At 42.1% G+C, this 11,966-nt stretch carries 9 protein-coding genes; all 9 read right to left on the reverse strand.

Translation table 11 applies throughout. From position 1 onward, the window contains the following. Nucleotides 1–31 precede the first annotated feature (31 nt). Nucleotides 32–1,648, reverse strand: coding sequence for an iron uptake porin (locus ACFG4S_RS14785; RefSeq protein ID WP_392535503.1), 1,617 nt, complete (start codon nt 1,646–1,648; stop codon nt 32–34). Between the two features lie 314 nt (nt 1,649–1,962). Then, nucleotides 1,963–3,006 (reverse strand): Gfo/Idh/MocA family oxidoreductase, encoded by a 1,044-nt coding sequence (locus ACFG4S_RS14790; RefSeq protein ID WP_392535504.1) that lies wholly within the window; start codon nt 3,004–3,006, stop codon nt 1,963–1,965. Nucleotides 3,007–3,336: 330 nt separating this feature from the next. Further along, the gene (locus ACFG4S_RS14795) at nt 3,337–4,737 is read right to left on the reverse strand and encodes a sugar porter family MFS transporter (RefSeq protein ID WP_392535505.1); all 1,401 of its coding nucleotides are present in this window, start codon (nt 4,735–4,737) and stop codon (nt 3,337–3,339) included. Between the two features lie 122 nt (nt 4,738–4,859). Continuing rightward, entirely contained in the window at nt 4,860–5,861 is a 1,002-nt protein-coding gene (locus ACFG4S_RS14800; protein ID WP_392535506.1) for a ribose ABC transporter permease, read from the reverse strand. Next, complete coding sequence (locus ACFG4S_RS14805; protein ID WP_392535507.1) at nt 5,858–7,411, reverse strand: sugar ABC transporter ATP-binding protein; 1,554 nt, start codon at nt 7,409–7,411, stop codon at nt 5,858–5,860. Before ACFG4S_RS14805 ends, ACFG4S_RS14800 begins: the two co-directional genes overlap by 4 nt. A 110-nt stretch (nt 7,412–7,521) precedes the next feature. Further along, nucleotides 7,522–8,559: an ABC transporter substrate-binding protein gene (locus tag ACFG4S_RS14810; protein ID WP_392535980.1), complete on the reverse strand. Its 1,038-nt coding sequence runs from the start codon at nt 8,557–8,559 to the stop codon at nt 7,522–7,524. Between the two features lie 72 nt (nt 8,560–8,631). Then, nucleotides 8,632–9,645, reverse strand: a complete 1,014-nt coding sequence (locus ACFG4S_RS14815) for an ABC transporter substrate-binding protein (protein ID WP_392535508.1) — start codon at nt 9,643–9,645, stop codon at nt 8,632–8,634. A 699-nt stretch (nt 9,646–10,344) separates the two neighbouring features. Continuing rightward, a complete protein-coding gene (locus tag ACFG4S_RS14820; RefSeq protein ID WP_392535509.1) occupies nt 10,345–11,241 on the reverse strand; it encodes an inositol oxygenase family protein in 897 nt (298 codons plus the stop codon). 172 nt (nt 11,242–11,413) lie between these two features. After that, nucleotides 11,414–11,923, reverse strand: a complete 510-nt coding sequence (locus tag ACFG4S_RS14825; RefSeq protein ID WP_392535510.1) for a gluconokinase — start codon at nt 11,921–11,923, stop codon at nt 11,414–11,416. Nucleotides 11,924–11,966: the final 43 nt, after the last annotated feature.

Consider the following 11,966-nt stretch of genomic DNA (forward strand, 5'->3'; position numbering starts at 1 on the left):
GTATTTGCTGGAGAAAAAAAGGTCTCAAAATTTAAAAATCGAACGTTGTGCGAATTACCCCTACATATTGAGTATCATTTTGGCTGTTATTTTCTGGGTTGAGAATCATCCAAAAACCAGGAGTCACTGAAATGCGATCGTTCATTCGCCAGCGGTAGAATGCTTCGAGGTGGTAAGAGTTATCTCTCTCTTGACGGACATCACTGTTAGATACCCGTGGTGGCAAACCAAAGAGAATTCCTGGCAGATTGCCCTTACCCCCCACATCTGGAAACGACAGGCCAATTGCCCCAAACCAGGCATTAGCATTATCACCATTGTTCACAAACAGAGAATCTGTTCCACCCGTACCATTAGAAATATCACTGAAACCAGAGTTCTTGGCATTTGCCCAAATATATCCACCCCAACCGTGAATCTGGAAATTTGGGGAAAATCGATAGTATCCCTGTACGCCAGCAATGCTGTTGCTAGTAGCAATGTTGTTACCAAAGGGAGCATTTGATAGAGCGCTACCTCTTCCGGCTGTGATATTAACAGAACCAGCAGGGGTATAGCCATGAGAGTAGGCGACACCAATTGCTCCTTTTTTGCCGTAATACACTAAATGAGCTAGAGCGTTGTAGCCGCCATCAAATAATCCATTTCTTTGGGTGGGGTTATTAGGACTATCTGCTAAATAGCCCAAGGTAAGAACCAAGTCTTTGCTGATATTCCAATTAGCGGCTGCACCGCCGCCGCCTCGCTCGAAGAGAAAACTATTCTTGCCAAACAATGACGGAATACCGTTACCATCATCCCCAATGGTGGCAGGGGTGACGTTATCTGTGATGTCGTTGTAACCAATGCCTGTGGGACCGACAACAAAGGAGAGGGAATCACTAACTGGGAAATAGTAACGAATGTGGGGAATAAAGAGTGTATTATTACTGTCATTATCGAAGTTCAGGCGGGTCATCCCTGTACCAGTGAGTGCCGCGATTTGGCTTGAGCCACTGGAATTGGCAAAGTTGCCAAATTCTAGTCGGACTCGTAATAAATCTTTGCCTGTGAAACTGCTCTCTAAATTGAGACGGCCGCGAGTTGCGAAGTAAGTCTGGGATTCATCGCGATTTCCTCCTACCTTATTACCAAACGTATCACTAATCGCAGTAATAATTTGAGCATTCAATCTGGTAGTCGTGGAAAACTGTTGTGCTTCTAGTGTTGCTGTACGCGCCTCTAAGCTATCCACCCGCCCGCGCAGAGTTGCCAGTTCTGCTGCAAAGTCTGTCTGCAACTTTTGCAGCACTGCCAAGTCTTGCTTATTAACTAAATCGCCAGTAGCTGTTGCAATTAACTCATTAATTCGATCTAAACAAGCATTTAAACCTGCGGCAAATTCGTAACGGCTTAAGGCACGGTTGCCGCGATAAGTGAAATTGGGATAACCTGCAATACAACCGTAGCGTTCAACCAGCGATTGTAATGCCCCAAATGCCCAATCAGTTGGCTGTACATCAGAAAATTGGGAAACTGAGGTGACTTGTCCTTGCAATGTGCCAGAATTAGCAACTGCGGCATCAGAATTATCCTCCAAAGGTGTTGCCCAAACTGCTGGGCATGTCAACAACAAAAGCGGAAAACTGTATAAAAGATGTTTGAACATTAGGTGTAGTATGGTATCGAATCAGAGATAGGTAAAAATCTGTGTTTTGAGTTGAAAAACTCTTGCTATATCTGTAGCTCGCAAGCATCTGAATAAACGAGTTTAAGACTACCACTAAATCTTTGAATTAGTGGTGATTCTAGGTCATCAATACGCTTAGTTTAAGGGTTATTGGTGTAGATGATTATTCTTTGAAGACGCGATAAATCGCGTCTCTACATGAGGGTTTTGGGTTGAGCTAAACTGTATTGGTTTCTAGACGGGGGTAATTCCGCACCAAGAGTAATTCTGACTCTTGAATTCTGAATTATTCTTCAAACTGCTATTACTTTTTGCTCATTGTGGCTTTGAATAGCCGCTTCTATAATCCGCATCACATTAACTCCGTCTTCAGCGGTTACGGCAATTGGTTGATTATCAACAATTGATTTATACATTGCATCGTAGTAACCTAAATAACTGCCCTGTGAGCTTTTTACTTTTTCTCGAATTACTTTTCCAGCTTTTTCTGTGTGCAGCAAACCATATTCGCTTTCTGGCTCTGTGTACCAATCAGATGTGTTCGGCTTCATACCCGCCCGTAAATTATCTTCTTGTCCGTCGGCCCTGCTTTTAAGAAAAGAACCTTTTGTGCCATGTATAATGTATGACGGCACAGGTTCACGCACCAGAAAACTCGCTTTCAATTTGACGCGCAGTTTGTCGTAATATAGTATTGACTCAAAATAATCATTTATTTGTGATGCTTCTCTGGTGATTCGCATGTCTGCAAAAACAGCGTTAGGCATTCCAAATAAATTCAAAGCCTGATCTATTAAGTGCGGTCCTAAATCTTTGATGATTCCTGCCCCTGGACCTGGAGTTTCGACGTGTTGTTTATAACTGAGTGTTGGTTTGTATCGATCAAAATGAAATTCTGCTTCAATAATATCTCCTAGCACGCCTTCCTGGACAATTTTTTTTACTGTTTTAAAATCACTATCCCACCTGCGGTTTTGATATACAGATAATTTCTTTTCCTTTTTTTGGGCTAATTCCTTCAGTTCTTCTGCTTCTGCCACTGTTGTAGTAAATGCTTTTTCTACTACTACATGTTTTCCTGCAAGTAAAGCTTGTTTAGTATAATCGTAATGGGTATTAGTAGGCGTATTTACCACTACTAAATCAATTCGATCGTCTATTAGCAAAGCTTCTAAGGAAGGATAGCTTTCTGCATCAGGATAATCTTTCTGTATTAGCTTTTTGCTTCTTTCCCAAGAACCTCGTAATTTAAATCCAGGATGCAGATTTATAAATGGTGCATGAAATACCGAACCGGATAATCCATAAGAACACAGTGCCGTATTGATAGTTTTCATCTTTTAACTATTAACTGTCAAAGAATAGATGGATTTTTAAAAATGCAATTTATTAAAATAGAATTCAGGAGTCAGAATTTAGTATGAATTCTGTATAAGTGGTAAATAACACAGCATAAAGCCTTCTCTTCTCCCTTAGTGTTAGCCTCTCACTTGAAGAGAAGCAGAGACATTAGGCGTAACTTGCTTCTCAACAGGAGTACGTTTAGAGCAAGTCCACTAGCATCTTGATTATAAATCCTGAATTCTGAATTCTTTTTTAATGGTGGTTTCTGTTAATAAAAAGCTCTATTCAGAACTGATTGGTAAATACTATTAGCTTGCAGTCACTTACATATCTTCTAACTCCATTCCTTTGGTTTCTTTAATAAAGAAGAGAACGAAAAACAATGAAATAGCCGCCGCAGTTGTATATAGACCATAGGCAGAACCCAGTCCGAAATATTGCAGTATGGGAGGAAATGTTGTAGAAACGATGAAATTTGCCACCCATTGCATTGCCGCCGCGACTGAAAGTGCAGCAGCGCGAATTTTATTATTAAACATTTCTCCCAGCAGCACCCAGGTGACTGGACCCCAAGAGAAACCGAAACAAAATACATAGAGATTGGCTGCGATGAGAGCCACTATACCCGCTGAGCCGGTTAGAGTAAGGTTACCAGAAGCATCTACCGAAGCGGCTCTAAACATAAAAGCCATCGTCCCTAAGGTTGCAGTCATGCCGATTGACCCAAGAACGAGCAAGGGTTTGCGACCAAATTTGTCTACAAAGGCGATCGCAATCAGTGTTGTAATAATATTTACAGCTCCTGTGATCACTGTAACCTTTAGGGAATCTTTTTCTGAAAACCCAACTGCGCGCCACAAAACGCTGCTGTAGTAGAAGATGACATTAATGCCAACAAATTGCTGAAATACAGATAAACCGATTCCAATCCAAACTATGGGGAGGAGTCCGCCACTTCTTTTCAAAAGATCGGAAAACCTTGGCTCGCGTTCTTGCATCACTGTTTGGCGAATTTCCTCGATTTTTGCCAAGACGTTACCACCCAAAATCTTGGTGAGAACGCTAACAGCTTCTGGCTCTCGTCCTTTAGCAACTAAGTAACGGGGAGATTCGGGAATTGTTAAAGCTGCCATTCCATAAATCACTGCTGGAGGCACTGCTGTCCAAAACATCCAGCGCCAGGCAGGTATGCCAAACAAAAACGGTAACTCCGCTGAACCTGCTGATACAGCGATAAAGTAGTCACTCAGTAAAGCAATGAAAATTCCAACCACGATCGCTAGTTGCTGGAGAGATCCTAGCCTTCCTCGCAATTCGGAAGGAGAACATTCTGCAATATAAGCGGGTGCAATGACGCTAGCAGCGCCGACTGCAATTCCACCCAGTAATCGCCAAAAGATAAAATCCCAGATAGTGAAGGCGATTCCAGAGCCGATGGCACTGAGAGTAAACAACCCCGCAGCGACTACCATTGCCTTGACTCGACCATAACGATCTGCAATCTGTCCGGCCAGGAAAGCTCCTACGGCAGATCCCAGCAAGGCTAAGGACACAGCAAAACCAGTTAACCAACTGCTGATGTTAAAAGCTTTTGATAAAGCGACAACCGCACCGTTGATTACCGCAGTATCAAAACCGAATAAAAAACCACCGAGAGCGGCAGCACCTGCAATTAAAATGACATAAAATGTGTTGGATTTACGACGACTAGTAGTGGAAGTCATACATGTTGGGGATTGGGGATTGGGGATTGGGGATTGGGGACTGGGGACTAGGGAGTGGAGATTGGAATGTGGGGTATAGGGGAAAGACATTTTTAGATTGTTCAATCCAAAATCTAAAATGTTTATCGTCTGGAACGTCTGCGGAGGCGATCGATCATTACTGCCATAATAATTACTAGGCCTTTGACGACTAGTTGCCAGAAGTAAGACATGTTTAACAGTGTTAAACCATTGTTGAGAACAGCAATGATTAATGCACCGAGAAGGGTGCCGCCAATTGTGCCAATGCCACCTGTAAAGCTGGTGCCACCAAGAATTACCGCAGCGATCGCATCTAATTCGTAACCTTGTCCCAGCAAACCACTAGCACTATATAGACGGCTGGCACTCATGATTCCTCCCAAACCTGCCAGCAATCCACTGATACCATAGACAAACAGCAATACGTGGTTGACTTTGATACCAGTTAATCTGGCTGCCCGCTCGTTACCACCAACGGCATAGATTTGCACTCCTAAAACAGTCTGTCGCAATACAAACCAACTCACTGCCACGGTCAGCAAGGCAATTACTACCAACCAAGGAAGGGGACCTAAATAGCTATTACCAATCCAAGCAAAATTGATGTCACGGTTAATCACTGTTGTGCCATTGGCAACCAAATAGGCAACACCCCGCAGAGCCGTCAGAGAACCCAGTGTGACGATGAAAGGTGGTACATCTAAAAAGGTAATCAGAGCGCCGTTGAGTAAGCCTAAAAGCAATCCTACTACCAACGCCGCAGGTACGGCCGCCCAACCTAATGCCGGAACTAAGGATACTAAGAGTCCAACTACGGCAGAAACAGCCAATATTGACCCCACAGAAAGGTCGATGCCTCCAGTCAAAATCACAAAGGTCATTCCTGTTGCCAACACAATGTTGATGGATGCCTGTCGTAATATATTGACGAGGTTACCGCCTGTGAGGAAGTTGGAAGAAAGGAAGGTAAATAAGATACAGATAATTACAAGGATTGGGAGAATACCTGCAACTTCTAGGAAACTGGCGATCGCTCTCCGATTACCCTGCTTGGCATTTGTGCCGACTGGATTATTCTTGGTGGGTCTAACTGTCTGGCTCATGATGTTACTACCTCCGATGCTCCTGTTGCATAATGCATAATCTTTTCTTGGGTAATTTCTTTACCAGGACTGCCGTCAAGTTCGCTTACTAGCTGTCCTTCTCGCATCACTAGGATGCGATCGCTCATACCAATCACCTCTGTTAGTTCGCTGGAAACCATTAAAATAGCAATCCCTTGGGCTGCTAGTTCGCTAATAATTCGGTAAATTTCGCTTTTGGCACCGATATCTACGCCGCGTGTCGGCTCATCGAGCATCAAGACTCTCGGCTTAATGGCTAGCCAACGTGCTAACAGTAGCTTTTGCTGATTACCACCAGAAAGATCCACGGCTCTGATTTCCAAATTTGCCAATCGGATATTGAAGTTTTCTACGGCTTCCGTTGCCAACCGATTGACTGAACCCCAGTTAACAACTCCTGCTTTGGCATCTTGCTTGAGTGTGTTCAGGGCAATATTTTTCCGAGAACTCATCTCTAGAAATAAACCTTGGTCTTTGCGGTCTTCTGGGACGTAACCAATACCGGCAGCAATGGCATCAGAGGGGTTATTAATATTCAGTTTCACCCCATTCAGGAAGACTTCGCCGCTGGTTTTGCGATCGGCACCAAAAATTAGTCGGGAAACTTCTGTGCGTCCAGCACCCACTAGCCCTGATAGACCAACGATCTCGCCAGCACGGATTTGAAAACTAGTCGGTTGAATCTTGCGTCCGTCGCTGATATTTTTGACTTCCAGCACCACGGGGCCAGGATTGGTTACTCGTTGATGCTCATAAAAGTCTTGCATCGAGCGACCGACCATCATCTGTACTAGTCGCTGGGCAGAAATTTCCTCTCGTGTGAGACTGCCTACGTATTGACCATCGCGCAGTACGCTAATCCGGTCGGCCAACGCATATATTTCTTCCATGCGGTGACTGATGTAAATAATGGCGATGCCATCATCTCGCAGTCGGCGAATCACCTGAAACAAATGCTGAGTCTCACGGTCAGATAGAGCTGCTGTTGGCTCATCCATCACCAAAACGCGGCTTTTGTCCTTTAGCGCCCTGGCAATTTCTACTTGCTGCTGTTCGGCGATCGCCAAAGTACCAACTATGGTTTGTGGTGTAAAACTTGCTCCGAGGCTTTGGAGTACTTGCTGTGCCTCCAGTTCCATAGCTTTGCGGTCTAAGAACTGACCCTGCCGTAACTCGCTACCCATAAAGATATTTTCGGTGACAGTTAAGTTGGGTGCGACGTTCAGTTCTTGATAAATCAGATTAATCCCCGCCTTTCGTGCTGAAGCTGGATCGGTAATTTTTATCACCTGACCATTGATGCGAATTTCCCCTTCATCAGCAATATAAGCCCCAGCCAGAATCTTCATTAATGTGCTTTTACCTGCTCCGTTCTCGCCCATGAGAGCGTGAACTTCTCCCGGATAAATTGTCAGATTGACATTTTGGAGTGCAGGTACACCATGAAATCGCTTGGCAATCCCCTGCATTTCTAATACAGGGGCGGCGGTTGGTGCTTCCGGAAAGGAGGTTTCAATAGTTGTAGTCATAAGTAACTCCTTAGGAGTGCTGAGTGTGAGTGCTGTACATGGATAGCGGGGCGTTTAGCCCATGCTGAGTTAGGAGTTTTGTTTACCCCCTCATCTCCCCACTCCCACATTTACCAACCTTTTTCAGTGCTGACGTTATCTTTGGTAATCAGCTTGACTGGAATCAAAATGGTAGATGACTGAGGTTTTTTACCATGCAAGATATCGTTGCCAACTTCGACTGCTTTCGCCGCCATACCTCGCGGATTTTGAGTAGCTGTTGCTGCATATATGCCATCTTTGGCAGCGATCGCTTTAATTGCTTCTGGGGCACCATCAACCCCAACAATAAAGAAGTCTTTACGTTGTGCTTGGTTAGCTGCTAGTTCTGCTCCCACTCCACTCGGATCGTTGATGGCAAAAACAGCATCAATTTTCGGAAAGGTTGTGAGCAAATCAGTCATAACTCTAAGTCCTCCATCCCTGCTGCCCTCTCCATTTTGGTCTTTAGAGAGTAGTTTGATATCAGGATATTTGGATAACACATTCTCACAACCACTAACTCGCTGAATCACTGAGTCTACCTGAGGTCCATTGAGAATTACTACATTACCTTTGCCTTTGAGGCGATCGCCAATATATTTACAAGCAACCTCTCCAGCTTGCACATTATTAGTGGTTACAGTGGCATCCACACCTCCTTCTGCACCTGTATCTACTGCAATCACAATTCTGCCTGCAAGTTTGGCTTTTTCTACTGCTGGCTTAATCCCACTTTTATCAGCAGCATTCAAGATAATGATGTCAGTATTGGATGCTGTGAAGTTTTCAATTTGGTTAGATTGTTGGTTGAGATCGTAGGCACTAGAAACTACACTTGTCTTGACATCATTACCGCCGATTTTCTTGGCTGTGGCTTCAATTTCCTGTCCCATCAGGACGAAGAAGGGGTTACTTAAATCGCCAGCGGTGAAAGCTACCGATCGCAATTTGGCATCCGCAGTCCCCGGCTTAGTCTGGGCGCTAGTATTAGTAGCAGTGTTAGTACCAGCGTTGGTATCAGGGTTAGTAGCAGTATTGCTATCTTGAGAGCCATTTGTACAACCAATCAAAGTACTACTGACAAGACCTAATAAACTAGCTGCGATCGCAATTTTTTTCAAAATAATTTACCTCCAAAAAATACAATACGAGTGCTGAGTTAGGAATTCTTCCTCTGCTCCTTTGCTTCCTCCGCCCCCTCACCAACCCTTATAGCTGCTGAGATTTTCACGGGTGACTAAGTTGACTGGAATCAAAACTTCACGGGACTCAGGTTTTTTGCCTTGGATGAGATCGTTACCAATCTCAACCGCTTTTTCAGCCATCCCTGCGGGATTTTGAGCAGCAGTTGCCACAAATACACCATTTTTGTCTTCCATTGCTTTGGTTGCATCAGGTGAACCGTCAACCCCAACAATAAAAAATTCATTCCGTTTTGCTTGCCTCGCTGCTAAATCTGCGCCCACACCGCTTTGATCGTTGGTGGCAAAAACAGCATCGATTTTGGGAAAGGTTGTCAATAAATCAGTCATGACTCTAAGTCCACCATCCCTTGTCCCTTCTGCGTTTTGGTCAGAAATAATTTTTATATCGGGATATTTAGAAAGTGAATTTTTACAGCCGCTAACTCGCTGATTAATGGAGTCCATCGGCGTACCATTAAGAACAACTACGTTACCTTTTCCTTGGAGGCGATCGGCAATATATTGGCAACCAATCTCTCCAGCTTGGGTATTGTTCGAGCTAATCATCGCATCCACGTCTGCATCAACGGCTGAATCTATGGCAATGACAACTTTACCTGCAAGTTTTGCTTGGTCAATTGCTGGTTTTATTCCTTTTTTGTCAACAGCGCTAAGGATAATTAGGTCAGTATTAGCAGCAGTAAAATTTTCGATTTGATTGGTTTGTAGATTCAGATCAAAGGCACTGGAAACTGCATTAACTCTGATATTACCGCCCCCGATTTTCTTGGCTTGTTTCTGTGCCCCATTCTGTACCGCTACATAAAATGGGTTTCCCAAATCATTCAAAACAACACCGATTGTTTGTAACTTTCCATTAGAATTACTAGCCTGATTCTCTAAACTAGTGTTAATAACTCTGTTAGTATTATTGTTAGTCCCAATATTCCCATTTTGAGTGTCATTGCAACCAACAATTGTAGTACCAACTAAACCTAATATGCTAGCTATTAACCAAAGTTTCTTCATACTCATCTATATCCAACAACGCATTGAAATTGGCGGAAAATTAGCAGAATCGAAATCTGCAATATCATAAAATGTTGGTAACTTCAGACTTAATTAATTGGCACTGATAGCTGTGGTATTTTGACTTCTGATTAAAGTTCTTACATTTGGTTGGATGTAATTCCAGCTTTTGCTATTAGTTAGACTAAAGTAATTTGTTTGCTTTTTAAAGCAGAAGTAAACCAATCATTTTTTGAAACTTGTATTTAAAAGCAGTTAGAGCAAAAAGAATTGTTTGCTAAGATTTAAAAAACCTTAGGTTGTTAAAATTTTGACTTTCTATGTTGTTTTATTTTTTTAGTTTATCCTGGATTGTTACAAAAATGAATTTCCTTTATCGAAGTTTACAAAACAAAAAAGTCTTTTTCGTTTCAATGTAATATCATGTTAAATGAACTACTTTTCATGACTTATGATGCACAGATAAGTGCAATGCCCAGTCCCTATACTCCTCAAAGGATCTTTTAAAAGGGTATTTTGCTCTGATAGTTAGTGCAGCAAGACATCTAACTACATAACTAAAACCTGGATTCGACTTTGCACTTAAAAGAGTGCAGAAATGGAAAATTATGCCTTTCGGAACTTTTAAACAATCCTCTCAAGGAGTTATGATATCTGTGAAGTATTTATTGAATATTTACCTTTGCAACTACCAGACATTTAGAATTTTAATGTTGGCGGTAAATATTTAGCGACTAGATCCTCATAATGAGGCCTTAGTTTTTGCCAATCAGGAGGATTGGGGTTTTTGGAATACAAATCGTAGGGATTGAATAACTTCACCCATTTAAACATTTCGCGATCGCGTTTATCCATCAAATGGTCGTATGCGTCTTCACGATGTTGAGGATAAAATGAGTGATAGCGAAGGATGTACAATGCAGGTTCGGGCAAATAAGGTTTCATGATGGTGTAGAAATACTCATCGTGTCCCCATGACATGTGTACATTACTCAATCCACAATTCGGCTCGTAAATACCATATTTAGTGTTGTATTTCGGGTTATTGTAATCAGGATTATCTTTGAAAAACTCTGAGAAAACAATTTTATCAGAAAATTCACAACCTACAGGATAGGTATCGCCTACAGTCGCCCATTGAGGTTCACCAAATAGACAAAGCACTTTCCCCATATCGTGAAAAAAGCCGGTCAGTACCATCCAATCAGGATGACCATCTGCACGAATAGCTTCTGATGTTTGTAACAAGTGCTGTAATTGGTCTAGGTCTGTATCGGGATCAGAATCATCAACTAATTGGTTCAAAAATTCGATCGCATCCCAAACAGTCATTTCCTTATTGTCAAACTTGGAAAACTCTGCTTTTTTTTGTATTACAAAATCATAAGTTTGATGAATATGATTTAAGCGATAAAACTCTTTCACTGTATCTCTAGTAGTAGTTTCATAATTCCTGTATTCTTCAGTTGTTTTACCTTCTTTAACTATGCTTTCTGGGTTGGGATAGCGATTGAGTAGATCTTCTTCCCATTCTTCTAATGAATGCAAAGGATTGTTTTGAACTTGAACAAAGGAATTATTTAAAGTTGGAGACATAGCTTTCTACTTTTCAATACTGAATTTTAGTAGGTTTATGCACAGGTGTGTATAAACATTTAATCTGCTTATTCTTAATTTTTGCACACGTGTGCAAAAAAGTCTGTTAAGTTTCTTATCTAAATGCATACCTGTGCATTTAGCCATTAGCAAACATTCTTTACATTAGTGATTAAATTGCTAAAGCTGTTCTGATATTTTGGAGAATTTCTTCAGGCGTCTGTGCAATATCTATATATATAGTGTTTAATGGCTCTTCCAGAGTATTAAACTGGCTATCGAGGAGTTTTTCAGTCATATAGTGATTGTGACGCTCTTGCAAGCGCTTTTGAATTAACTCATAAGATCCTTTGAGGTAAACTAACTTAATGCGATCGCTTCCGTCTGGGCATAGTCCATCGCTATCTGACACCAAAAATTGGCGATAGCTGTCTTTGAGAGCCGAACACGCCAGTACCATATTTTGATTTTGTTGCAGCCATTGCTGAATGGCTGTTCGCAAATCTTGCAACCAAGGTACTCTGTCAAGATCGCTCAGAGGGATACCATGTTGCATTTTCTCAATATTCTCTGGCGAGTGAAAATCATCTGCGTCGCTAAATTTCCAGTCCAAAGACTCTGCTAGTAGTTTTCCTATGGTAGTTTTGCCCGATCCAGAAACACCCATTAAAAGAATAATCATTTGACAAATGACTCAAGTTTGCTGAATAATCAACATTATATGC

Source organism: Nostoc sp. C117, assembly GCF_043099735.1.
GTDB lineage: Bacteria > Cyanobacteriota > Cyanobacteriia > Cyanobacteriales > Nostocaceae > Nostoc.

Bases quoted from the DNA above. Each gene is read 5' to 3' on its own strand.
- ACFG4S_RS14785 (WP_392535503.1), bottom strand. From the start codon at position 1,648: ATGTTCAAACATCTTTTATACAGTTTTCCGCTTTTGTTGTTGACATGC.
- ACFG4S_RS14790 (WP_392535504.1), bottom strand. From the start codon at position 3,006: ATGAAAACTATCAATACGGCACTGTGTTCTTATGGATTATCCGGTTCG.
- ACFG4S_RS14795 (WP_392535505.1), bottom strand. From the start codon at position 4,737: ATGACTTCCACTACTAGTCGTCGTAAATCCAACACATTTTATGTCATT.
- ACFG4S_RS14800 (WP_392535506.1), bottom strand. From the start codon at position 5,861: ATGAGCCAGACAGTTAGACCCACCAAGAATAATCCAGTCGGCACAAAT.
- ACFG4S_RS14805 (WP_392535507.1), bottom strand. From the start codon at position 7,411: ATGACTACAACTATTGAAACCTCCTTTCCGGAAGCACCAACCGCCGCC.
- ACFG4S_RS14815 (WP_392535508.1), bottom strand. From the start codon at position 9,645: ATGAAGAAACTTTGGTTAATAGCTAGCATATTAGGTTTAGTTGGTACT.
- ACFG4S_RS14820 (WP_392535509.1), bottom strand. From the start codon at position 11,241: ATGTCTCCAACTTTAAATAATTCCTTTGTTCAAGTTCAAAACAATCCT.
- ACFG4S_RS14825 (WP_392535510.1), bottom strand. From the start codon at position 11,923: ATGATTATTCTTTTAATGGGTGTTTCTGGATCGGGCAAAACTACCATA.